Raw genomic sequence first — 22,478 nt, 5'->3', positions numbered from 1 at the left:
GACCCAGGTCCCGCTGGGCCGCTACGCCTCGACCGCCGAGGTGGCCTCGGCGGTCACCTGGCTCGCCTCCGACGGCGCGTCCTACGTCACCGGCGCCGTGATCCCGGTCGACGGCGGCCTCGGCATGGGCCACTGATCCTTCCTCCCGCGAGACTCGAGCACTGACGAAAGGTCCAACGACATGGGAATCCTCGACGGCAAGCGCATCCTCGTCGCCGGCGTCACGATGGACAGCTCCATCGGCTTCGCGACCGCCAAGGTCGCGCAGGAGCAGGGCGCCACGGTGCTGATCTCCAACTTCGGCCGCGCGCTCGGCATCACCAAGCGCATCGCGAAGCGGCTGCCGCAGGAGGCGCCCGTGCTCGAGCTCGACGTGACCGACGAGGACCACCTCGCGGGTCTCGCCGACCAGGTCCGGGAGCACGTCGACGGGCTGGACGGCGTCGTCCACTCCATCGCGTACGGCAACCCGGAGACGCTGCTCGGCGGCAAGTTCATGAGCGGTCCGTGGGACGACGTCGCGCAGGCCGTGCACGTGTCGGCGTACTCCCTCAAGTCGCTGGCCGTCGCCACCAAGCCGCTGCTCTCGCCGGGCTCGTCGATCGTCGGGCTGACCTTCGACGCCACCATCGCGTGGCCGGCGTACGACTGGATGGGCGTCGCGAAGGCGGCGCTGGAGAACACCTCCCGCTATCTCGCCCGCGACCTCGGTCCCGACGGCATCCGCTGCAACCTGGTCTCGGCCGGTCCCCTGAAGACCCTCGCCGCCAAGGCGATCCCGGGGTTCGAGGACCTCGAGTCGGCGTGGAAGGACCGCGCGCCCCTCGGGTGGAACGAGTCCGACCACACGCCGACCGCGCAGGCCGTCGTGGCGCTGCTCAGCGACTTCTTCCCGGCGACCACCGGCGAGATCGTGCACGTCGACGGTGGCTTCCACGCGATGGGTCTCTGAGGTCCGATAGTTTCCCCGCGTGACCTCTCTCGTCGAGCTGCGCGTCCTCGAAGGCCCCAACCTCTACTTCCCGCGCGCCGCGGTGAAGCTGACGCTCGACGTCTCGACGATCACCGAGGCCGGCGAGGAGGCCGTGCTGCGGTTCGCCCGCCGCATCGGCCTGCGCACGACCAGGCCGGGCGCGCCCGGCTCGGGCTTCCGGCAGCGGTTCGCCCTGCGCGCGGTCGAGCGGCTGGTGCGCGCCATCGCGGCGGAGGCGGGCACCCGTCGCCTCGCCGTCCGCGTGCGCCCCACCAGCAATCCCGATGTGGTCATCGTGGCCTTCCCGTGGCGCAACCGCGGCCGGGCGCAGGCGCTCGGCCAGGCGGTCGCCCACGCGCTCGACGCGCTGCCGACGCCCGACGTCGAGGAGGCCGTCAGCGCCGCCGCGGCCGAGGTCGCCGCCGCGCCCCGTGGCGACCGGCCCGGCACCATCACGCCGACCATCCCGGTGGTGGCGGTGACCGGCACCAACGGCAAGACCACGACCAGCCGGATGATCGCGCACATCGCTCGCACCAGCGGGCTGGTCGTCGGGTGGTCCAACACCGACGGCATCTACCGCGACGGCGCGCTGGTCGAGGCGGGCGACTACTCCGGGCCCTCCGGCGCCGGCCGGGCGCTCGGGCTCGACGGCGTGCAGTTCGCGGTGACCGAGACCGCCCGCGGCGGCATCCTGCTCAAGGGCATCGGCATCAGTCGCAACGACGTGTCGGTCGTGACCAACGTGACCGCCGACCACCTCGGCCTCCAGGGCATCGACACTGTCGACCAGCTCGCCGAGGTGAAGTCCGTGGTGCCGCGGATCACCCGCAAGGACGGCTGGTCGGTGCTCAACGGTGACGACCCCCGGGTGCTGGCGATGCGCAGCGTGATCTCGGCGCGGCCGTGGATCTTCAGCCGCGACCCCGACTCACCGGCGGTGCGGGAGGTGCTCACCGACGGCGGCCGGGCCACCACCGTGATCGACGGGTGGGTCACCGTGCTGGCTCCGGGTGCCGATCCGGACCCCCTCGTCGAGCTCGCCGACGTGCCGATGACGTTGGCAGGGCTGTCCCGCTTCAACATCGAGAACGCCCTCGCTGCTGCGTCCGCCGCCCTCGCGATCGGTCTCGCGCGCGACGCCGTGGTCAGGGGGCTCACGTCGTTCCTCCCCGACGCGGAGCACAACCCCGGCCGGATGAACTTCTTCTCGCTCCCAGCCGGAGACGGCCAGAGCGTGTCGGTCGTCATGGACCTCGCGCACAACGAGGCCGGCCTCGAGGCGCTGCTGGAGATCATGTCGGGCGTACGACGTCCCGGTGCCCGCCTGCTGCTCGGCCTCGGCGCCGTCGGTGACCGCACCGACGAGCTGATCGACGCTCTCGGTGAGATCGGCGCCAAGGGCAGCGACGTCGTGGCGATCGGCCACAAGGAGTGGTACCTCCGCGGCCGCACCATGGACGAGATCGACGCCCTGCTCCGCGCCGGCGCTGCCCGGGTGGGCGTCACCGACATCGACACCTACACCACCGAGGTCGCCTGCCTTGCCGCGCTGGTCGAGCGCGCCGAGCCCGGCGACGTCGTCGGCCTCATGTGCCACGCCGAGCGGCAGGAGGCCTACGACTGGATCGCCGAGCACGGCGGCACGCCCGACAGCCCCGAGGTCCTCTCGCAGAAGGTGCGGGCGGCGCAGGGGTGACCGACGGCTGGGCGCAGGTGTACGACGCCCTCGCACCGACGTACGACGAGATGACCACCGGCAACGGCTGGTCGGCCAACCAACGGGCCCGGGACCTGCTCGTCCCGCTGGGCCTGGCGCCGGCGCGGGTCCTCGACCTGGGCGCCGGGACCGGGCAGACGGCGGTGGTGCTGCGCGAGCTGTTCCCCGCTGCCGCCCTGACGCTCGTCGACCCCTCGCCCGGGATGCTGGCGCTGGCCGGTGGCAAGGTGCCGGACGCCGAGGTGGTGGCTGCGGACGCCGAGTCGTTCCTCCGCGCCTGCGACGGCGAGTGGGACCTCGTCACGGCGATCGGCTTCCTCGAGCTGCTGCCCGACCTGTTCGAGGTCCTGCGGCTGTCCGTCGCGCGACTGGCGCCCGGCGCCCACCTGGTCGTGAGCCACGAGCCGCTCCTTGACGACGGGTCCGTGCAGGCCACCCCGGTCAGCGTGGTGGGCGGCCACCACCAGGTCCGGCGCCACCCGAGCGAGGAGGTCGAGCGTCGCGCGGCGTCGTACGGCCTCCAGCGCGTCGCCTCGGAGGTCTGCGTCGCCTTCGAGCGCAGCGACGACGGCCCCGCGGTCTACGAGATCGTCGTCTGGCGCGCCCCGTCGCGCGGGGATTAGCCGGCAGCTCGGCTCAGGTGTCGCCCGGGTCCACCTGCTCGCCGGGCGCACCGATGTCGAGGTCGCCCTCGACGATCAGGGCCGACACGCCGCCCGCCGACCGGGTCTCGTGCAGCTCTCCGGGCTCCCAGACGGCTGCCTGGCCGGCGCCGAGCCGATGCACGACGCCCTCCGCGCCCGCCACCTCGGCCTCGCCCACGAGCACGACGAGCAGCTGGCGGCCGACGGCCGGGTGCCGCCCGATGACGCCGCCGGGTGCGAGCGCGACCGACACGAGGTGGGCGTCGGCGCTCAGGCCGAAGGCGCCGACGGAGAAGCCGCGGCTGCCGTGCGCCTCGATCGGACGGTGCGGGAGGTCCGTCAGGTCGAGGATCCTCACGCGCCGCCCGCCACCTGGTCGGCCGGAGGCGTGTAGTCGGGGTCGGCGGAGGGCGCGTCGGGGTTGGTGGTCGAGCCGGCCTGGGCCACGTCGGACCAGTTCTCCAGCTCGGCCATCACCTCGGCGTGCTTGTCGACGCACACCACGACGAGGTCGCCGCGGTTGGCGCGGCTCATCGCGTGGCGCACGGCCTCGATCTCCTCGAGCACGAGCTCGGCCTGCTTGCAACGCGCGCCCTCGTCCATCGCGGCACGTACGCCGTCCAGGACGAGCTGGGCGGTCGCCCCGCGCTCGCGGCCGCGGAGCGCCACGTCCTCGCGCACGATGCACACGTCGAAGTGCTGGGCGGCGATGTGACCGAGCTCGACCATGTCCTGGTCACGGCGGTCACCGGCCGTGGCGATGATGCCGATCCGCGAGGGCCGGGCCAGGTCGTGCGACGACTCGAGCGAGTCACCGACGCGGTCCACGAAGTCGCCGAGCATCTTCATGCCGGGAGCGTTGTGGCAGTAGTCGACGATGACGTTGACGCCGTTGACGTCGACCTCGTTGAGTCGGCCAGGGGAGAGGTAGTAGTTGGTCGAGAAGGTCCGCAGGCCCTGGCGGATGTCGTGCAGCGGGGCCCCGGCGGCGAAGGCGGCGGCTGCCGCGGCGAGCGAGTTCTGGACGTTCATCCGGGCCCGGCCGTTGAAGGTCGCGGGGAGCAGGTGGGTCCACGCCAGCTGCATCTCGCGCCGGCCGTGCTGGACCACCATCATCTCGCCACGCTCGGTGGGGTTGAGCACGATGGCCTTGCCTCCACGGCGGCAGTGGGCGTCGATCATGTCGCGCACCTCGCTGCCGGGCTCCTCCATCGAGAACCAGACGACCTGCCCCGAGCACTTGCGTCGCATCTCCCGCACCAGCGGGTCGTCGGCGTTGAGCACGGCGTGGCCGTCGCGCGGCACCGCCTCGACGATGACCGCCTTCACGTCGGCGAGCTGCTCGACGGTGTCGATGCCGCGCAGGCCGAGGTGGTCGGGCTGGACGTTGAGCACCACGGCGACGTCGTTGCGCTCGTAGCCGAGTCCCTCGCGCAGGATGCCGCCACGGGCGACCTCGAACACGGCGAAGTCGACGCGCGGGTTCTGCAGCACCATCCGTGCCGACCGCGGGCCGGAGGCGTCGGCACGGATCACCAGCCGCTCGTCGATCACGACGCCGTCGGTGGAGGTCATGCCGACCTTGCGTCCGAGGCCCTTGAAGATGTGGGCGATCATCCGGCTCGTGGTCGTCTTGCCGTTGGTGCCGGTGACGGCCACGATCGGGATGCGCGAGGTGGCACCCGGCGGGAACAGCATGTCGACCACCGGCTTGGCGATGAACTGCGGCTCACCGATCGTCGGGTGGGTGTGCATCCGGAAGCCCGGGGCCGCGTTGACCTCGCAGATCGCGCCGCCCGCCTCGCGGACCGGCTCGGTGATGTCGGGGCAGATGAAGTCGATGCCCGCGATGTCGAGGCCGACCATCCGGGCGGCCTCCTCCGCGATCTCGACGTTCTCCGGGTGTGCCTCGAAGGTGCGGTCGATCGAGATGCCCCCGGTGGACATGTTGCCGGTGAGGGCGAGCTTGACCATCTCGCCCTCGGCCGGCACCGAGTCCAGCGAGTGGCCCTGGTCGGCCAGCACCTCGATGGCGGCGTCGTCGATCTTGATGCGGGTGAGGACCTTCTCGTGGCCCACCCCGCGGCGCGGGTCGGCGTTGGTCAGGTCGACCAGCGCCTGCACGGTCGACGTGCCGTCGCCGGTCACGGACGCGGGCACGCGCTCGGCGATCGCGACCATCCGGCCGTCGATGATCAGGCAGCGGTAGTCCTTGCCGGTCACGAACGACTCGACGATGACGTTGCCACGGCGTGACTGGCCCTCGGCGATCGGGAACGCGCCGCGTACGTCGGCCTCGTCCTGCAGGTCGAGGCACACCCCGCGGCCGTGGTTGCCATCGAGCGGCTTGAGCACGACCGGGTAGCCGATGCGTCGGGCCGCGGCCACCGCGCCCTCCTCGCTGCGCACCGACTCCTGCTTGGGCACCGGCAGGCCGGCGGCGCCGAGCAGCTTGGTCGTCAGGTCCTTGTCGGAGGCGATGTCGACGGCGATCGACGACGTCTCCGAGGTCATGGTGGCGCGGATCCGCTTGGCGTGGACGCCCTGGCCGAGCTGGACGAGGGAGTACTGGTTGAGCCGGATCCACGGGATGTCGCGGGAGACCGCCTCGTCGACGATCGCCTGCGTCGAGGGGCCGAACGCGGTGCGCTCGGCACGACGGATGAAGTCGTCGCGCTCGGTCTCCCAGTCGAAGTCCGGGTCGCCCTCGACGAGGTGGTTGACCAGGCGGACGGCGAGACGCCCGGCGGTGAGGCCGACGTTCTCGTCGATGTAGCCGTAGATGATGTTGTAGCGACCCGGCTGACCCTTGACCTGCCGGGTCTTGCCGCGGCGGATGTCGTGGCCGACGAGCTGCTGGAGGGCCAGCGCGACGTGCTCGGCGACGTGGCCCAGCCATGTGCCCTCGTTGAGGCGCTCGAGGAAGCCGCCGCGGCGGCCGCGCGAGCACGAGTGCTCGCGCAGGCCCGGCAGCATCGCGACGAGGTCGTCGGTGAACCCGGGGATGGTGTTGGTGGGGAACTGCTCGAGCGAGCCCAGGTCGACCACGAGGTGGATCGACTTGTCGTAGGACCAGACGTTGGCGCCGCGGTAGACGCGGGTCTCGACGATCTCCAGGTCCGGCGTGGGTCGCTCGCTCATGCATCTTCTCCTTGGTCGGGCGCGGGGGTCTGGGGGGCCGGGCCGCGGCGCAGCTTGAGGCGTCGGCGGATCGCGGCGGGGGTCGCGTCGGCAGCGGCGATGTCGCRGGCCAGCTGGCGCAGGTCGCGTCCGGCCTCGGCGAGCTCCTCGGCGTCCTCGGGCTGGATGGACGGCGCCTGCGGCACGAGCTCGCGGGTCGTCAGGTTGAAGACGGTGCCGGCCGGCAGCGTGTGGAACACGACCCCGCTGGCCAGCAGGGGCGAGGACCGGGTGGCCTCGTAGGCGTTGGAGACCATGCGCGACCCGTCGAAGATGGTCACTGCGCCCTTGCCCAGCACCCGCATGACGGTGTCGCCCTCGACGTCCTCGACCAGGCCGCACGTGTCCTCGTCGACGCCGATGCCGAGCAGCTGGGGGCTCTGGGCCACGATCATCAGCAGCCGGCCGTAGCGGTTGCGCTGGTCGAAGTGCTGGTCGATGACGGCCATGTCGACGAGGCCGAGACCCGCCGCCACCTGCGTCATCCGCTGCTTGGGCGTGGCCCCGCCGACGCCGAAGGCGACCATGTGCGACGACTGGATGCTCGCGCCTGCCGACGTGCCCGCGACGACCGCACCGCGCTCGTGGGCCCGCAGGATCGCGTCACCGACCGGCGTGCCGCACACGATGGACGACAGCTTGAGCTGGTTGCCGCCGGTCATGAAGATCCCGGTGGCCTCGTCGAGCGCCTTGACCAGCACCGGGTCGTGGGCCTGGTCGCGCGACTCCGGGCGTACGGCGTCCACGCTGGCCGCGCCGAACTTCGTGAAGAGCGCGTCGTAGACGTCCACCACCTCGCGTCCGAGCGAGGAGGCGGTCGGGATGACGGCGATGCGGGCGTCCTTGCCGCCGCTCAGCGTGACGAAGTGCTTGAGGATGGTGGGCTTGCGCACCTTGTCCTCGGCGCCCCCGATGATCATGAGTGGTCCCCTGGGCATGACACGCAGGCTAGCGGCTGGAAGGGTGAGGGAATGCAGGAGTATGTGGGGAAGGCGTCGAACGCGGGTTCGCGCCGACTGGTCGTCATGCGTCACGCCAAGGCCGAGCACAGTGCGAGCGCCGATCACGTGCGTGCGCTGGCCGAGCGTGGGTTGGGTGACGCTGAGGCGGTCGGCCGCTGGATGCGCGACCACGGTGTCGAGCCCGATGCCGCGCTGGTCTCCGACGCGCTCCGCACGCAGCAGACGTGGCAGCAGGTCGCGGCCGGCGCCGGCTGGGACGAGGGCATCGTCGTCTTCTCCGAGGCCCTCTACGCCGCCGGCACCGACTCGGCCTTCGACCTGCTGCGCGAGGTCGCTGGCGACGTACGGACCCTGGTCGTCATCGGCCACAACCCGACGATGGGATCGCTGGCCGAGCTCGTCGACGACGGTGAGGGCGACAGCGAGGCGACGACCGCCATGGTGACCCGTGGCTTCCCGACCTCGGCCGTCGCGGTCTTCACCTTCGATGGCGCGTGGGCCGACCTCGGTCCCGGCACGGCGCGGCTCGATGCCTTCCACGTCGGGGCTGCGTGAGCGATCCCCACGTCGTTGCGCGGCTTCGCGCCGCCGGCTGCGTGTGGGCCGAGGACGAGGCTGCGCTGCTCGCCGCGGCTGCGGCGGCGCCCGACGAGCTCGAGAGCCTCGTCGTACGTCGTGTCGGGGGCGAGCCCCTGGAGACGGTGCTCGGCTGGGTGGAGTTCCTGGGCCGCCGGCTGGTGGTCGGCCCCGGCGTCTTCGTGCCCCGGCGCCGCACCGAGCTCCTGGCGAGGACGGCCCTCGAGCACACCCGCGCCATCCCGGTGGGCCGCGGACGACCCGTCGTGGTCGAGATGTGCTGCGGCGTGGCGCCCGTGGCCGCGAGCCTCGAGGACGCGCACGCCGAGGTGCACGCGTCCGACGTGAGCGCGACGGCCCTCGGGTGCGCCAGGTCCAACGCGCCGTCTGCGGCGCTCCACCTCGGCGACCTGTACGACGCGCTGCCGACCGGCCTCCTCGGCCGCATCGACGTGCTGGCCGCCAACGCGCCCTACGTCCCCAGCGACCGGGTGGCCGACATGCCGCCGGAGGCTCGCGACCACGAGCCGCTGGTGGCGCTCGACGGTGGCGCCGACGGCGTCGACCTGCACCGTCGGCTCGCGGCCGACGCCGCCAGCTGGCTGGCGCCCGGGGGAGTGCTGCTCGTCGAGACCAGCCCCGGACAGGCGGGACTCACGACCGGCGCGATGGAGGCGGCGGGGCTCGCGACGTGGGTCGAGACCGACGCCGAGGTCGGCGGGTGCGTCGCGGTCGGCGTACGCCCCGACGTCAGCCGATGAGCGGCGGCGCGGGTGTCGTGATGCCCACCGCCGCGTCGGCCTCCTCGATCTGCTCCCGCGAGATGCCGAGGAGGTAGAGGATCGCGTCGAGGTAGGGGACGTTGACCGCCGTGTCGGCGGCGTCGCGGACCATCGGCTTGGCGTTGTAGGCGATGCCGAGCCCGGCGGCGTTGAGCATGTCGAGGTCGTTGGCGCCGTCACCGATGGCGATCACCGCGTCGAGGGGTACGCCGACCTCGCCGGCGAACTCGCGCAGCGCGGCCGCCTTGCCCGCCCGGTCGACGACGCCGCCGACGATGCGACCGGTGAGGCGGCCGTCGACGACCTCGAGCTCGTTGGCGCGCGCGAAGTGGATGCCGAGGTCGGCGGCGAGGCGGTCGGTGATCTGGGTGAAGCCACCGGAGACGATCGCGAAGCGGTAGCCGAGGCGGCGCAGCGTGCGCACCATCGTGCGGGCGCCGGGAGCGAGCACGATCGACTGGTAGACCTCGTCGATGGCGGACTCCGGGACGCCCTCGAGCAGCGCGACGCGCTCACGCAGGGACGCCTCGAAGTCGAGCTCGCCGCGCATCGCCGCCTCGGTCACGCGGGCGACCTCGACCTCCTGGCCGGCGTGGGCGGCGAGCATCTCGATGACCTCGCCCTGGATGAGGGTGGAGTCGACGTCCATCACGATGAGCCGGATGCCGCGGCGGTGGAGGGAGTCGCGCTGCACGGCCAGGTCGATGCCCTGCTTGACGGCCTCGACCGAGAGGAGCGGGCGCAGGGTCTCGGCCGGCGCCCCGGAGACGTGCAGCTCGATGGCGGTGACGGGGTAGCGCGCCATCCGCTCGATCTTGTCGATGTTGGCGCCCGAGTCGGCGATCCGGCCCGCGATCGCGGACATCGCCGAGGCCTTGAGCGGGTTGCCGATGATTGTGATGTGCGATCGCTCGCCGCGCCGGCTGCGGTTGTCGCCCGCACCGCGGTCCACCTCGACGCTCATGTCGAGGTCGGCGGCGGTGCGCTCGATGGTGTCGCGCAGCTTCTTCCAGTCCCGCGGCGCGGTGACCAGGATGCCCAGCACGAGCCGACGTCGGAGCACGATCTGCTCGATGTCGACGACCTCGACGCCGGCTGCGGCGAGCGCGGCGAAGATCGCTGAGGTGACGCCAGGCCGGTCCTTGCCCGTGAGGGTGACCAGGAGAGTCTTCGGCTCGTCTTCCATCGTGCGTCGAAGGCTAGTCGCGGTGCCGCGCGGCCCGCTGCCGGGTCCGCGCATCGGGCGGTGCCTCGACGTGGTGCTGGCCGGCGGCGGCCCGGTCCCCAACGTTGTTGTTGCAGGCGGTCCCGGCCTCGGTGCCGCTGGACAACCGGGGGTTTCCATGGACTTCATGACGGCAGTGCGCACGTGCTTGTCCAAGTACGTCGACTTCTCGGGCCGCGCGCGGCGCTCCGAGTACTGGTACTTCGCGCTGTTCTCGTTCCTGGTCAGCCTCGCGGCCAGCGTCGTCGACGCCGTGATCGGCACCGACTACGACGGCGCCACCAGCGGTGGCCTGATCCAGACCGTGGTCGGCCTGGCGTTCTTCCTGCCCAGCCTCGCCGTGGCCGTGCGCCGGCTGCACGACACCGACCGCAGCGGCTGGTGGATCCTCATCGGCCTCATCCCGATCATCGGCTGGATCCTGCTCCTCGTGTGGTTCTGCACCGACTCCAAGGCCGACAACCAGTACGGGCCCAACCCCAAGACGGGACCGACCGGCCACCCCGGCGACTACCCGCCGCCCCCGGCCTACGGCAGCGGCCGGTACGGCGGCTGACGTTGTCGGTGGTTGGACCTAGCGTCGGGGCATGAGCCGAACCCACCACACCATCGACTACATCGAGATCAACGTCTCCGACATGGCCGCGGCGCGCGAGTTCTACGCGCAGGCGTTCGGCTGGGCGTTCAACGACTACGGTCCCACCTACTCCGGCATCCGGGCCGCGTCCGGCGACGGTGAGGTGGGCGGTCTCAACGGCAACGGGACTCCAGGCCCGGGCGGTCCGCTCGTCCTGCTGTTCTCCGACGACCTCGACGCCTCGGTGCTCGCGGTCGGAGCGGCCGGCGGCGCCGTCACGACCGGCCCCTCCGAGTTCCCCGGCGGGCGCCGGTTCGAGTTCAGCGACCCGAGTGGCAACGTGCTGGGGGTCTGGGCGACGACCTAGCCGCCCGAGGACCGCTCAGCGGTCGGGCCACACCTCGGGCGAGCAGGCGGCCACGATCGCGCGCCGGGCAGCGCGGCCGAGGGGCTGCAGGAGGTCGCGACGCCGCTCCACCTCGTACGACGACAGCGCGCCGCCGTCGTCGACGAGGGCCAGGTCGACGATCGCCCACGCCTGCAGGCCGCGCGCGGCGAGGTCGACGCACCGCGGCGGGGTGCCGAGCGGGGCGTCGAGGGAGGGGCGGTGGTGCAGGTTCATCAGGGCGTCGGCTGCCTCGGGCCGCCACCTCGACACGTCGAGGTCGGCCAGGTCCTCCGCCGCGTCGAGGAGCGCGCCGCGCAGGGTGCGGTCGGCCTCGCCGACGTCCGGCAGCTGCCGGCGTGACGCCTCCAGGGGCTGCCACTGCACGGTCTCGCCCTGTTCCTCGGGCACCAGGCCCAGGTCGCCCACCACGACGGCCTGCCCGGCCTCGAGCGCGGCGCCGTTGAAGTCGCGCGGGCCGCCCAGGCCCAGCGGGTCGCCGTCGACGGGCAGTGCCAGTCCGGCGTACGTCGCACCGGTGCCCCGCGCGCGCACCAGCAGGTCGAGCGTCGAGCCGCCCGCCAGCAGGTGGGTGTCGTCGGCCAGCGCGTCGAGCACGTGGTCGGTCTGCTCGTGTCCGCGCAGCCACGCGGTCAGCCACCAGGCGAGGTTCGCCGAGTGGGGGAGGGCCAGGTGGGTGCGCGACATCGCGGGCGAGGCTACTCGCCGTCCCGCACCGTCGTGTCCGGGGCCGAGGCGTGGTCGGTGCTGGATAGGGTGACGCGCATGGTCGCCGTCATCGAGTTCGCAGGGGTCACGGTGCGCCGGGGCCAGTCGCTGCTGCTCGACGACGTCAGCTGGCTGGTCGAGGAGGACGAGCGCTGGGTGGTCCTCGGGCCCAACGGCGCCGGCAAGACGACGCTGCTCCAGGTCGCCGCCGCGCAGATGCACCCGACCTCGGGGGTGGCCGGGATCCTCGACGAGGTCCTCGGCACGACCGACGTCTTCGAGCTGCGCCCGCGCATCGGCCTCACCAGCGCTGCTCTCGCCGACCGGATCCCGCGCTCCGAGCTGGTCAAGGACGTCGTCGTCTCCGCGTCCTACGGCGTCCTGGGCCGCTGGCGCGAGGAGTACGCCGACCTCGACCACGACCGGGCCGCCGCCCTGCTCGCGGAGGTCGGGGCCGAGCACCTGGCCGAGCGCACCTTCGGCACCCTGAGCGAGGGCGAGCGCAAGCGGGTGCAGGTCGCCCGGGCACTCATGACCGACCCCGAGCTGCTGCTGCTCGACGAGCCGGCCGCCGGACTCGACCTCGGCGGGCGCGAGGACCTGGTGGCGACGCTGTCCCAGGTTGCGCTGGACCCCGACTCCCCGGCGACCGTGCTGGTCTCGCACCACGTCGAGGAGATCCCGCCCGGCTTCACCCACGCCCTGCTGCTGCGCGAGGGCCGGGTCGTCGACTCCGGGCCGGTCGAGGACGTCGTCACCGCCGAGTCGCTGTCGGAGACCTTCGCGATGCCGCTGCTGCTGAGCCGCTCGGACGACCGGTTCGCGGCGCGCCGACGCCCCGCCGAGCGCGTCGCTCCCGCCTGACCTCACGCCCCACTGGATAGGGTCGGACCATGGACTGGATCCGCGACCACCTCTGGGAGACCTGGCTCGGTCTCTCGATCGTGCTCGGTGTGGCGGAGATGTTCAGCCTCGACCTGATCCTCGCGATGCTCGCCGCGGGAGCGGTGATCGGAATGGTCGCCGCCATCATCGGCCTGCCGGTCGTCGTGCAGGTCCTCGCCGCACTGGCCGCGTCGATCGCCATGCTGGCCTTCGTCCGTCCGGCCTTCGTCAAGCGGCTCCACAGCGGTCCCGAGCTCTCGCTCGGCCACGGCAAGCTGGTCGGCACCCGCGCGCTCGTCACCCAGGAGATCACCGGCCTGGCGCCGGGCCGGATCAAGGCGGCGGGGGAGATCTGGTCGGCACTGCCCTACGACGAGCACCTGACGATCGAGCCGGGCGCGACCGTCGAGATCTTCCAGATCAAGGGCGCGACCGCCTACGTCCACCCGGTGGGCACGCTCGAGCCCTGACCCGGCGTCCTGCGCCGCCTCACGACCGCTCACCGCCAGCCACTGCACCACACAAGATCGGGGGAACCCATGGGGACTGCTCTACTGGTCCTGCTCCTGCTCGTCGTCCTGTTCGTCGTCGTCATGCTCGCCAAGACGGTCCGCATCGTGCCCCAGGCACGCGCGGGCATCGTCGAGCGCTTCGGCAAGTACAAGGGGACGCTGCCGGCAGGACTCAACATCGTCATACCGTTCATCGACAGGTTGCGCTACCTCATCGACCTGCGCGAGCAGGTCGTGAGCTTCCCGCCGCAGCCGGTGATCACCGAGGACAACCTGGTGGTGTCGATCGACACCGTCATCTACTTCCAGGTGACCGACCCGGTGACCGCGACCTACGAGATCGCGAACTACATCCAGGCTGTCGAGCAGCTCACCATGACCACCCTGCGCAACATCGTGGGTGGCATGGACCTCGAGCAGACGCTGACCTCGCGTGACGAGATCAACACCGGCCTGCGTGGCGTGCTCGACGAGGCCACGGGCAAGTGGGGCATCCGGGTGAACCGCGTGGAGATCAAGGGCATCGACCCGCCGCCGTCCATCAAGGACGCGATGGAGAAGCAGATGCGCGCGGATCGTGACAAGCGAGCCCTCATCCTCACGGCCGAGGGCCAGCGCCAGTCGGCGATCCTCACCGCGGAGGGAAACAAGCAGTCGGCGATCCTCAACGCCGAGGGTGACCGCGAGTCGCTGATCCTGCGTGCCCAGGCCGACCGCGAGGCGCAGATCCTGCGTGCCCAGGGTGAGGGACAGGCCATCCAGACGGTGTTCCAGGCCATCCACGACGGCCAGCCCGACCAGTCGCTGCTGGCCTACCAGTACCTCCAGATGATGCCGAAGATCGCCGAGGGCAGCGCCAACAAGGTGTGGGTCATCCCCTCCGAGATCACCAAGGCGATGGAGGGCCTCGGCTCGTCGATCCACGAGATCGCCGGGATCCCGAAGGACGCCACGCCGCGCACCCGGGTGGACATGGGCCCGGCCGAGCCCCAGCTGCCGGGCTCGTCGGCCGACCTGGAGATGCGGAGGACCAACGAGGCCGTGCAGGAGGCGATCGCCGCTGCCGAGAGCGCCGCCAACCCGGGCCGCGCCGCACGGTCGACCGCTCCGGGCGCGACCGCCCCGGGCGCCGACCCCGCTGAACCGGGAGCACCCGCCGGCCAGTGAGTCCGACCGAAGCGGTGCTGATCGCCCTCGCAGGAGTGGCGGCCGGCACCATCAACACCGTGGTGGGGTCGGGGACGTTGATCACGTTCCCGACCCTCCTCGCGTTCGGCGTACCCCCGGTGACCGCCAACGTCAGCAACACCGTCGGGCTCGTCCCGGGCAGCATGTCCGGCGTCTTCGGCTACCGCCGCGAGCTCGCCGGTCAGAGGGCCCGCGTGCTCCGGCTGGGGGCGGCGTCGCTGGTCGGCGGCGTCGGCGGCGCACTGTTCCTGCTCTGGCTGCCGTCGTCCGCGTTCGACGCGATCGTCCCCGCGCTCATCGCTCTCGGCGTGGTGCTGGTCCTCCTCGGCCCGCGGATCCAGCGCTCCGTCGCGGCTCGCGCCGAGTCGCGGGGCGGCATTCCCGACCACGGCGTGTGGTGGGTGTGGCCGGCGGTCGCAGCCGCCGGCGTCTACGGCGGCTACTTCGGCGCGGCCCAGGGCGTGCTGCTGATGGCGATCCTCGGCATTGGGGTCGCCGACTCGATGCAGCGGCACACCGCCACCAAGAACGTCCTCGCCCTCATCGTCAACGCCGTCGCCGCGCTGGTCTTCATCGCCGTCGCCGACATCGACTGGACCGTCGCCGGCCTGATCGCGATCGGCTCGGTGATCGGCGGCCAGATCGGTGCCACCGTCGGGCGGCGCCTGCCACCCGTCCTGCTCCGCGCCGTCATCGCCACGGTCGGGGTCGTCGCGCTCGTCGTGCTGCTCACCTGAGCTGGCGGGCGCTGGTGCCGGTCGAGGAGGGCCGCGGCGGTGGTTGGGAGGGACGAAGTCCCTCACAAGACCGCTCCGAGGAAGGGTGCCAGCAACCGTCCGTCCACAGGCATGGCCGCTGTCGGTGGCCGCCGGTAGAATCGAACACATGATCGAGACGCTGGCAGAGCGCGGGGCAGGTGAGGTCGAGGACCTCAGCGCCTCCGCCGTGCTGTCCGCGATCTGTGCGCAGCGCGTTGATGAGGAGCGTGCGGCAGCTGCCCAGCTGGTCCTGGCTGCCCGGTGGGCAGACCTGCACCCGCCGGAGTCGATCCACGACGCGGCTGCGTTCACGGTGCCGGGCTGTGAGCACGAGGAGCCGATCGCTGGTGAGGGTGCGCCGTTGGTGGCGGAGTTCTGTGTCGCCGAGCTGGGCACGGTCCTCGGTGTCTCGACGACCGCGGCGAAGAAGCTCGTCGGCCACGCCCTCGAGCTGCGCCACCGGCTCCCGCGGCTGTGGGCGCAGGTCCACACCGGACGCGTTCCGGCATGGCGGGCGCGTTCAGTCGCGGAGGTCACCATCCACACCACGCCGGCGCTGACGCGGGAGGCTGCGGCGTTCGTGGACGCCCAGGTCGCGGCGGTCGCCGGTCGTGTCGGGCCGGCGCAGCTCGACCGGCTCGTCGCCGAAGCGATCAAGCGTTACGACCTCGCCGAGGTCGATCCGGCTGCGGATCCGGAGGACGGCTACCTCCACGTCGACCCACGCCACGCGACCGTCCACTCCGACGACGTCCACTTCGCCGGCACGATGCGACTCGAGGCCGAGCTCGACATCGCCGACGCCCTCGACCTCGACCGGGCCCTCGCCCACGGCGCCGCGTCGCTGAAGGCCCTCGGATCTGATGCGTCGCTGGACGCGCGCCGGTCCGCTGCCCTCGGTGACCTCGCCCGCACCCAGACCGCATTCGACCTCCACGCCCAGGGCGCCACCGGCGTACGCGAGGTCGACGGTCTGCCCGCCGCCCGCGAGGTCGTCCTCCACGCCCACTTCGATGCGTCCATCGACGGGTTGTCCACCGTGTTCGGACCGACCGGCCGGATGGAGGAGGGCCGGCGGCTGGTGCTGCTCGACCAGGTCAAGGACTGGTGCGGCGACTCCCGCACCAAGGTCACCGTCAAGCCGGTCATCGACCTCAACGCGGACCTCTCCACCTCGGCGTACGAAGTGCCCGACCGGATCCGCGAGCAGATCATCCTCCGCGACCGCACCTGCGTGTTCCCCTGGTGCACCCGACCGGCCCGCGGCTGCGACATCGACCACGTCGACGAGTACGACCACCACGCCGACGCCGAGGCCCGACCACAGCCCGGTCCCACGCAGACCCTCAACCTCGCCGCCCTCTGCAGGTTCCACCACCGCCTCAAGACCCACACCGCCTGGCGCTACCGGACGACAGCTCCCGGGGTCTTCGAATGGACCTCACCGCACGGCGACCACTACCGCCGCGACCGCACCGGCACCACTCCGATCGACGATGGGTTCGAGCCGCCCGATCGACCATGACGACGCCCCACACCCTGCCGACATCCAGCCGGCGGGGTCAGAGCCATGTCCGCTGGGCACACCATGTCACCGGACATCGCGCAGCTGTCTGGACCGCGCACCGAACCGGCCGATGGCGGACTTACCCTCGTGAAGAGGTGGTCCCCATGGTGTTCTGGATCTTCATCGCGCTGCTCGTCGCCTTCTTCGCCTGGGCCTCCTGGGTGGTCCGCAGGCGAAACCGGACCCCCGCGTGGCGAGACACGCCGAATGACCCCACGATCGGCGGCCCGATGCGTGGCGACGGCTCATGACCAGAGGCACTACGCGTTCCAGGAGCCGCCGCTGGCCCGTCGCTTCCACCGACGCACGAGCTGCATGATGCCCCGGGCGAGGCCGCCTTCAGCAAGGCCTCCGCCGGCGGCGCCGGCGCCCATCGCCAGCGACTCCCGTCCCAGCGCCTGACTGTCGCGGATCGCCCGCATCGGTGCGTCGGCGTCGGGGACCGGGTTGGGCTCGCCAGGCGAGCGCTCGGGCTGCTGGGTCACGACCGGCCCTGGTCGCGATGACGGCCCGTCGCCGGCTCCGATGCCTTCTCCACCCACGCCTCGAGCCACGTGCCGAGGACGTCGTACGCCTGGGCGCGCACGGCGGGTCGGGAGAGGACGACGTCGTGGATCGCGCCCTCGACCGCGACCGACGTGACGTGGGTGCCGACCGAGGAGGCCCAGCGGCGGATCTGCTCGACGTCGAGCACGATGTCGTGCGTCGCGGCGGTCTCCTCGGTCTGCTCGCCGAACCACGACCGCGCCGACGACAGCACGAGGGTGGGGGAGTCGATGTCGAGCCCGGCGTGCAGCAGCGCGTGGCCACGTCGTACGGCGCGCAGCCACCCGACGTAGATCGGGCGGGAGTCCAGCGGCTTCCAGTCGAGGTCGTAGTCCCACTCGCCGGCGTGCTCGTGGTGCAGGGAGCGGCCGTAGACGTTGCTGATCCGGCGGGGGATCTCCTGCATCGGCCGGCTGTTGCCGAGCCGCTCGATCGCCAGCCGCGTCGCGGGGCTGCGCAGCCACGCGGCGCCCTGCATGTCGAACCAGGGGGAGTTGAGCACCATCGCCGTCAGCTCGGCCGGTCGCCGCTCCTTCGCCCACAGCGGGACCGTCAGGCCGCCGGTCGAGTGGCCAGAGGCGATGACGTCGCGGTGCCCGTCGCGCTGGGTGATCCGCCACCACGCCAGGTCGATCTCCGCGAAGTACTCGCCCAGGTCGGCGACGTAGTGCGGCGTCTGGTGCTCGCGCAGCGACCGGCCGTACTTGCGGAGGTCGAGGGCGTAGAACGCGTAACCCCGGTCGGCCCACCACCGGGCGTACTCGGTGTGGAAGAAGTAGTCGGCGAACCCGTGCACGTGCAGCACGGCACGCCCGTTGGGGTGCTCGGGGGCCAGCGTCACGAGCGTCGCGACGACGGGGCCCTCGGGGTCGGGCGGGAGGGAGATCGTCTCCACCCGGAAGTCAGGTCCGAGGATGTCGGCCTGCAGCGGGACCAGAGGCATGTGACGAGCCTATCCACCGTCGCTGACTTTCCCGGTTCCACCGCGGCGAAGGTCTGTCGAGCCCTAACATTTGGCCGTGTCGAGTGCCGTGGGGTCTGTGCTTCGCGGCATCGCGTCGTACGTCCAGCAGCGCGTCGAGGGCTGGCGCACCGGTTCGCGCGGCAGCCAGTCGTTCCTCCTGCTGGTCTTCGTCGCCCTCGTCGGCGCGGCGGTGGGCATCGGCGAGCTGGCCCAGGTCGTCGTCCCGGTGTCGCTGTGGTTCCTCGTCCTCATGCTCGGCCTGATGCTGCTGCGGTTCGTGCCGCTGCTCATGCTGGTCGTGGTGCTGGGGGCCGCGGCCTTCTGGACGTCGGTCCAGACCGGCTTCACCACCCCGAGCCGCGAGGCGGCACTGACCACCCTCGCCGTCGGCGTGCTGCTCGCGATCTACCAGTCGAGCCGCCAGCGGTCCGGCCTGCCGATGGCGCTGAGCGAGGCGGTGCTGACCCAGCTCCGTGACCGGCTGCAGCGCCAGGGCGTGGTCCCGCCGCTGCCCAACGGCTGGCGCTCCGAGTCAGCGACGATCACGGCCAACGGCCCCAGCTACGCCGGCGACTTCCTCGTCGCCGACCTGCGCGAGGGGCGGTGGCTGGAGATGGCGCTCGTCGACGTGTGCGGCAAGGGCACCTCCGTCGGCCCGCAGGCGTTGCAGTTCGCCGGGGCGCTCGGCGGCCTGATCGGCGCCCTGCCTCCGGCCGAGCTGATGGCGGCGGCCAACCACTTCCTGCTGCGCCAGGAGTCCGACGAGTCGCTGGCGACGGCGGTGCACCTCAAGATCGACCTGGTCACCGGCGACTACACGATCACCAGCGCCGGGCACCCGCCGGCGCTGCACTGGCACCTGGCCCAGCGCGGATGGTCCATCGACAACGCGCGGGGCATGGCGCTCGGCGTGATCGACGACGCCGAGTTCACCCCGAGCCGCGGACGCCTGCGCCCCGGTGAGGCGCTGATGTTCTACACCGACGGTGTCATCGAGTCCGCGGACCGCGACCTCGACGCGGGCATCGACTGGCTGCGGCACGCCGCCCTCCAGGCCGTCGAGACCCGCGGCTTCACCGGCATGCCGAAGCGCGTGCTCAAGAAGGTGCCTCGCGGGGACGACGACCGCGCCCTGCTCGTGCTCGAGCGGCAGCCGCTCACGTCGCCCGAGCTGGACTCGGAGCGGGCCCGCAGCCTCGGTGTCTGAGGCTCAGGCGCCCCGCGAGTAGAGCTCGCGGATGACGTCCTCGATGTCGGGCTCCTGGATGGACAGGTCCGCGACGTCGTACGACGCTGCGACGGCCGCCACGACCGGCGCGGCGCTCGCCTCGGTCGGGAACGACAGCCACTGGCGCGGTCCCTCGACGCGGCGCACCACCGCACCGGGCACCTCGATGGGCGGTGCCTCGTCCACCAGGTCCACCACCAGGGTGCGGGTCGAGCCGCCCTGCTCGTGCAGCCCGGCCAGCGGGCCGTCGAAGACCGACGTGCCGTGGTCGATCACGATCACCCGGTCGCACAGCGCCTCGATGTCCTGCAGGTCGTGGGTGGTGAGGACGAGGGTGGTGCCGCGCTCGTCGTTGAGCGCGCGGAGGAACTCGCGCAGGCGACCCTTGCTCACCACGTCCAGGCCGATCGTCGGCTCGTCGAGGTAGAGCACCTCGGGATCGTGCAGCAGCGCTGCGGTGATGTCGCCGCGCATCCGCTGGCCGAGGCTGAGCTGGCGCACGGGGGTGTCGAGCTGGCCGCCGAGGTCGAGCAGGTCGACGAACCGGTCGAGGTTGTCGCGGTAGCGCGCCGGCGGGATGCGGTACATCTTCTGGAGCAGGGCGAACGAGTCGCGCAGCGGAAGGTCCCACCACAGCGTGGACCGCTGGCCGAAGACCACCCCGATGCGACGCGCGAGCTCGACGCGGTCGCGGCTCGGGTCCAGGCCGGCCACCCGCACCTGCCCACCTGTCGGCACGAGGATCCCGGTCAGCATCTTGATCGTGGTCGACTTCCCGGCACCGTTCGGCCCGATGTAGCCGACCATCTCGCCGGCATCGACGGAGAACGTCAGGTCGTGCACGGCCAGCACGGAGTCGCGCACCCGGCGGCGGCGCCCCTCGACCCGGCGGCGTACGTCGAAGGTGCGCTCGAGGTCGCGCACGTCGATGAGTGGCTCGGTGACGGACATGGTCAGCTCCCCGTGGAGGTGTAGTGGCGGACGCCGGAGCGCCACACGAGCAGGGCGGCGGCCATGGTGAGCACGCCCGCGACCGGCGAGGCGAACTGGAACGCCTCGGGCATCCCGGTCGGGTCGGAGCGGCCGAGGAGGAAGAGGCAGGGGTACCAGTTGACGAAGGCGACCGGGATCACGAACGTCAGCCCGACGAGCACCTCGCGCGGGAAGATGTTGAGCGGGTACTGCGTCACCGTGGCACCGCCGTACGTGAAGGCGTTGGCGAACTCCGTGGCGTCCGTCGTCCAGAACTGGACGCACGAGAAGCCGACGAAGAGCCCGAAGAACACCAGTCCGCCGCTCACCAGCATCGACACGGCCACCAGGACCCGTGCCGGGGTCCAGTCGACGTAGGTGCACGCCCACCCGAACACGATGCCGGCCTGGGTCAGCCGTCCGAGCCGGCGCAGCGTGAACTGGTCGGCGCACACCTGCACGAGCAGCGGCACCGGCTTGGTCATCATCTGGTCCAACCGGCCGGTGCGGATGTAGGTGCCGATCCGCTCGACGCTGCCGATCGCCGTGTCGGCCACGGCCAGCGCGAGCGAGGCGCTGCCGTAGAGCAGCGCCACCTCGGGGAGCGTGAAGCCCGCGAGGTCGTCGAGGTGGGCGAACATGATCCACAGGCCGACGAAGTCGAGAGCGGTGATCAGCCCGTTGCCCACGGCCAGCAGCACGAACGAGGTGGGGTACTGCCACGCCGCGCGGATCCACAGCCACGCGATCTGCAGGTAGGAGCCCAGGTGCAGCGCCGCCGCCGACTCAGCCACCCTGGACCACCACCTTGCGCGTGGCCAGGCGCAGCACGCCCTGGCAGGCGGCCAGCAGGACGACGGCCCACATCACCTGGAACCCGAGGGCTGCCACGAGGTCGGCGCCCGTGTGCTTGCCGAGCCAGATGTCCGCGGGCACCTGGACGTACGACGCCCACGGCAGCGCCTGCGCGAGCGTGCCGAGCCACCCGGGGAACAGCACGAGCGGCAGCATCATCCCGCTGAAGAAGATCGCGAAGGCCCCGCTCATCACCTTCACGCCCGACTGGTCCAGCAGCCAGAAGGCGGTGCTGGCGACGAGGAACCGGATCGCGAAGCTCACGACGACCGCGAGCACCAGCGACACGGCGAAGGCGAGCGCGGTCAGCGGGGAGGACGGGAGGGCGATGTCGAAGACGACGTAGCCGATCACCGTGGGCCCGAGCCCCCGGGTGAGGAGGTGGTACGCCGCCCGGCCCAGGTCGCTGGCGAGGTACCACCCCACCAGCCCGACGGGCCGGTAGAGGTCGATCGCCACGTCGCCGGTGCGGACCCGCTCCGCGAGGTCGTCGGTGGTGCCGCCGCCCCACAGCGCGATCGTCATCAACAGCGCCTGGCCGAGCCAGACGTACGTCACCGCATCCTGGGCGTCGTAGCCGCCGGCGGTCGGGTTCGCGTCCCAGAGGGCGAGGTAGGCGTAGGAGTAGATGATCCCGAAGACCGAGTTGGTGAAGATCCCGGCGAGTGTGGCGGCCCGGTAGGTGGAGTAGCGGCGGAACGCTCGGGTCGCGACGGCGACGTGCAGCACCGGCTTCCCCCTCACGCGTGTTCGATCCCCGGGCCCACCCACGAGGGGGCCGGGGATCGTCTCACATGGCAGGGGTGCGGTGCACCTCAGCCGTGGCGGACGAGGTTGACCACGCCGATCGTGCGGCCCTGGGCGTCACGCGTGATGGCGACGCCGGCGCGCTTGGCGCGCGGGCTCAGCAGGATCTCCCGGTGACCGGGGGAGTCGAGCCACAGGGAGACCATGGCCTCCGGGCTCAGGTTCGTGCCCCGGACGAGCGTCTCGCCGGCCCAGGAGTTGTCGCACTTGCGGATGACCTCGCGCTGGTCGCGGTGCTCCAGCACCCCGGTCCGGGCGATCCGGGCGCCCCACTGCTCGGCGAGCTGGTCGGTGCAGACGTCGAAGTTCCAGATCTTGCGCAGGCCGTGCTCGGCGCGAGCCTGGTTGATCCGCACCATCAGCGCGTCCTCGAGCTGGTCGCTGCTCGCGTCGGCGGCGACGGCCGAGGCGGCGCGGGGCACGGCCCACGTGGTGGCGTCGGC

General features: G+C 71.9%; 26 protein-coding genes. 15 read left to right on the top strand and 11 right to left on the bottom strand.

The features are described 5' to 3' along the window. From ACXJKB_RS22000 to ACXJKB_RS21985, 4 genes are all read left to right on the top strand, one after another. Nucleotides 1-136 (top strand): SDR family oxidoreductase (locus ACXJKB_RS22000; RefSeq protein WP_457192239.1); only part of this gene is annotated, 136 nt, incomplete at its 5' end. Nucleotides 137-181: 45 nt separating this feature from the next. Continuing rightward, nucleotides 182-952, top strand: coding sequence for an enoyl-ACP reductase FabI (fabI, locus tag ACXJKB_RS21995; RefSeq protein WP_457192237.1), 771 nt, complete (start codon nucleotides 182-184; stop codon nucleotides 950-952). Nucleotides 953-971: 19 nt separating this feature from the next. Further along, nucleotides 972-2,672, top strand: coding sequence for a Mur ligase family protein (locus ACXJKB_RS21990; RefSeq protein ID WP_457192235.1), 1,701 nt, complete (start codon nucleotides 972-974; stop codon nucleotides 2,670-2,672). Continuing rightward, the gene (locus tag ACXJKB_RS21985; RefSeq protein ID WP_457192233.1) at nucleotides 2,669-3,316 is read left to right on the top strand and encodes a class I SAM-dependent methyltransferase; all 648 of its coding nucleotides are present in this window, start codon (nucleotides 2,669-2,671) and stop codon (nucleotides 3,314-3,316) included. Before ACXJKB_RS21990 ends, ACXJKB_RS21985 begins: the two co-directional genes overlap by 4 nt. A 13-nt stretch (nucleotides 3,317-3,329) precedes the next feature. Here ACXJKB_RS21985 and ACXJKB_RS21980 read toward each other — a convergent pair whose 3' ends face one another. Genes ACXJKB_RS21980 through ACXJKB_RS21970 form a run of 3 tightly spaced genes read right to left on the bottom strand, consistent with a single transcriptional unit; the run spans nucleotide 3,330 to nucleotide 7,455 of the window. Next, nucleotides 3,330-3,695 carry a cupin domain-containing protein gene (locus ACXJKB_RS21980; protein ID WP_191197179.1) on the bottom strand — a complete coding sequence of 122 codons (366 nt, stop codon included), beginning with the start codon at nucleotides 3,693-3,695 and terminating at the stop codon, nucleotides 3,330-3,332. Then, nucleotides 3,692-6,478: a cyanophycin synthetase gene (gene cphA, locus ACXJKB_RS21975; RefSeq protein ID WP_457192231.1), complete on the bottom strand. Its 2,787-nt coding sequence runs from the start codon at nucleotides 6,476-6,478 to the stop codon at nucleotides 3,692-3,694. The genes ACXJKB_RS21980 and cphA overlap by 4 nt, the downstream gene beginning before the upstream one ends. Next, complete coding sequence (locus ACXJKB_RS21970) at nucleotides 6,475-7,455, bottom strand: cyanophycinase (protein ID WP_457192229.1); 981 nt, start codon at nucleotides 7,453-7,455, stop codon at nucleotides 6,475-6,477. The genes cphA and ACXJKB_RS21970 overlap by 4 nt, the downstream gene beginning before the upstream one ends. 33 nt (nucleotides 7,456-7,488) lie before the next feature. Between ACXJKB_RS21970 and ACXJKB_RS21965 the strand changes: the two genes are divergently transcribed. Both ACXJKB_RS21965 and ACXJKB_RS21960 read left to right on the top strand, forming a co-directional pair. Next, nucleotides 7,489-8,034, top strand: coding sequence for a SixA phosphatase family protein (locus ACXJKB_RS21965; protein ID WP_457192227.1), 546 nt, complete (start codon nucleotides 7,489-7,491; stop codon nucleotides 8,032-8,034). Continuing rightward, on the top strand, nucleotides 8,031-8,816 hold the full coding sequence (locus ACXJKB_RS21960; RefSeq protein WP_457192225.1) for a putative protein N(5)-glutamine methyltransferase: 786 nt from the start codon (nucleotides 8,031-8,033) through the stop codon (nucleotides 8,814-8,816). Before ACXJKB_RS21965 ends, ACXJKB_RS21960 begins: the two co-directional genes overlap by 4 nt. On the opposite strand, the gene serB is transcribed toward ACXJKB_RS21960, so the two are convergent. Continuing rightward, the gene (gene serB, locus ACXJKB_RS21955) at nucleotides 8,806-10,023 is read right to left on the bottom strand and encodes a phosphoserine phosphatase SerB (RefSeq protein WP_457192223.1); all 1,218 of its coding nucleotides are present in this window, start codon (nucleotides 10,021-10,023) and stop codon (nucleotides 8,806-8,808) included. The genes ACXJKB_RS21960 and serB overlap by 11 nt on opposite strands. 166 nt (nucleotides 10,024-10,189) lie before the next feature. On the opposite strand from serB, the gene ACXJKB_RS21950 reads away from it, so the two are divergent. Together ACXJKB_RS21950 and ACXJKB_RS21945 are read left to right on the top strand one after the other, a co-directional pair. Beyond that, nucleotides 10,190-10,618 carry a DUF805 domain-containing protein gene (locus ACXJKB_RS21950; protein ID WP_457192221.1) on the top strand — a complete coding sequence of 143 codons (429 nt, stop codon included), beginning with the start codon at nucleotides 10,190-10,192 and terminating at the stop codon, nucleotides 10,616-10,618. 31 nt (nucleotides 10,619-10,649) lie between these two features. Further along, nucleotides 10,650-11,006, top strand: coding sequence for a VOC family protein (locus tag ACXJKB_RS21945; RefSeq protein WP_457192219.1), 357 nt, complete (start codon nucleotides 10,650-10,652; stop codon nucleotides 11,004-11,006). Nucleotides 11,007-11,021: 15 nt separating this feature from the next. Here ACXJKB_RS21945 and ACXJKB_RS21940 read toward each other — a convergent pair whose 3' ends face one another. Then, on the bottom strand, nucleotides 11,022-11,732 hold the full coding sequence (locus ACXJKB_RS21940) for a hypothetical protein (protein ID WP_457192217.1): 711 nt from the start codon (nucleotides 11,730-11,732) through the stop codon (nucleotides 11,022-11,024). Between the two features lie 78 nt (nucleotides 11,733-11,810). On the opposite strand from ACXJKB_RS21940, the gene ACXJKB_RS21935 reads away from it, so the two are divergent. The 6 genes from ACXJKB_RS21935 to ACXJKB_RS21910 all read left to right on the top strand — a co-directional run bounded on the left by ACXJKB_RS21935 (nucleotide 11,811) and on the right by ACXJKB_RS21910 (nucleotide 16,914). Continuing rightward, the gene (locus tag ACXJKB_RS21935; RefSeq protein ID WP_457192215.1) at nucleotides 11,811-12,617 is read left to right on the top strand and encodes an ABC transporter ATP-binding protein; all 807 of its coding nucleotides are present in this window, start codon (nucleotides 11,811-11,813) and stop codon (nucleotides 12,615-12,617) included. 29 nt (nucleotides 12,618-12,646) lie between these two features. After that, nucleotides 12,647-13,108 carry an NfeD family protein gene (locus tag ACXJKB_RS21930; protein ID WP_457192213.1) on the top strand — a complete coding sequence of 154 codons (462 nt, stop codon included), beginning with the start codon at nucleotides 12,647-12,649 and terminating at the stop codon, nucleotides 13,106-13,108. A gap of 69 nt (nucleotides 13,109-13,177) precedes the next feature. After that, nucleotides 13,178-14,317 carry an SPFH domain-containing protein gene (locus tag ACXJKB_RS21925; RefSeq protein ID WP_457192211.1) on the top strand — a complete coding sequence of 380 codons (1,140 nt, stop codon included), beginning with the start codon at nucleotides 13,178-13,180 and terminating at the stop codon, nucleotides 14,315-14,317. Then, complete coding sequence (locus ACXJKB_RS21920; protein WP_457192209.1) at nucleotides 14,314-15,075, top strand: sulfite exporter TauE/SafE family protein; 762 nt, start codon at nucleotides 14,314-14,316, stop codon at nucleotides 15,073-15,075. The genes ACXJKB_RS21925 and ACXJKB_RS21920 overlap by 4 nt, the downstream gene beginning before the upstream one ends. A 148-nt stretch (nucleotides 15,076-15,223) precedes the next feature. Further along, entirely contained in the window at nucleotides 15,224-16,621 is a 1,398-nt protein-coding gene (locus ACXJKB_RS21915; protein WP_457192207.1) for a DUF222 domain-containing protein, read from the top strand. Between the two features lie 146 nt (nucleotides 16,622-16,767). Further along, entirely contained in the window at nucleotides 16,768-16,914 is a 147-nt protein-coding gene (locus ACXJKB_RS21910; protein ID WP_457192205.1) for a hypothetical protein, read from the top strand. Between the two features lie 9 nt (nucleotides 16,915-16,923). On the opposite strand, the gene ACXJKB_RS21905 is transcribed toward ACXJKB_RS21910, so the two are convergent. Continuing rightward, the gene (locus tag ACXJKB_RS21905; protein ID WP_457192203.1) at nucleotides 16,924-17,148 is read right to left on the bottom strand and encodes a hypothetical protein; all 225 of its coding nucleotides are present in this window, start codon (nucleotides 17,146-17,148) and stop codon (nucleotides 16,924-16,926) included. Next, nucleotides 17,145-18,152: an alpha/beta hydrolase gene (locus tag ACXJKB_RS21900; RefSeq protein WP_457192201.1), complete on the bottom strand. Its 1,008-nt coding sequence runs from the start codon at nucleotides 18,150-18,152 to the stop codon at nucleotides 17,145-17,147. Before ACXJKB_RS21900 ends, ACXJKB_RS21905 begins: the two co-directional genes overlap by 4 nt. Nucleotides 18,153-18,228: 76 nt before the next feature. On the opposite strand from ACXJKB_RS21900, the gene ACXJKB_RS21895 reads away from it, so the two are divergent. Next, the gene (locus ACXJKB_RS21895; RefSeq protein WP_457192199.1) at nucleotides 18,229-19,380 is read left to right on the top strand and encodes a PP2C family protein-serine/threonine phosphatase; all 1,152 of its coding nucleotides are present in this window, start codon (nucleotides 18,229-18,231) and stop codon (nucleotides 19,378-19,380) included. A gap of 3 nt (nucleotides 19,381-19,383) precedes the next feature. Here ACXJKB_RS21895 and ACXJKB_RS21890 read toward each other — a convergent pair whose 3' ends face one another. The 4 genes from ACXJKB_RS21890 to ACXJKB_RS21875 form a co-directional block, all read right to left on the bottom strand. Further along, nucleotides 19,384-20,352, bottom strand: coding sequence for an ABC transporter ATP-binding protein (locus ACXJKB_RS21890; RefSeq protein ID WP_457192197.1), 969 nt, complete (start codon nucleotides 20,350-20,352; stop codon nucleotides 19,384-19,386). Between the two features lie 2 nt (nucleotides 20,353-20,354). Next, nucleotides 20,355-21,167: an ABC transporter permease gene (locus tag ACXJKB_RS21885; RefSeq protein WP_457192195.1), complete on the bottom strand. Its 813-nt coding sequence runs from the start codon at nucleotides 21,165-21,167 to the stop codon at nucleotides 20,355-20,357. After that, nucleotides 21,160-21,972: an ABC transporter permease gene (locus ACXJKB_RS21880; protein WP_457192193.1), complete on the bottom strand. Its 813-nt coding sequence runs from the start codon at nucleotides 21,970-21,972 to the stop codon at nucleotides 21,160-21,162. The genes ACXJKB_RS21885 and ACXJKB_RS21880 overlap by 8 nt, the downstream gene beginning before the upstream one ends. Before the next feature lie 71 nt (nucleotides 21,973-22,043). Then, nucleotides 22,044-22,478, bottom strand: a 435-nt coding sequence (locus tag ACXJKB_RS21875) for a CAP domain-containing protein (protein ID WP_457192191.1), incomplete at its 5' end; no start/stop codon positions are given.

The sequence above is a fragment of the Nocardioides sp. P5_E3 genome (assembly GCF_054049275.1).
This window is presented reverse-complemented; position numbering and strand designations above follow the sequence as displayed.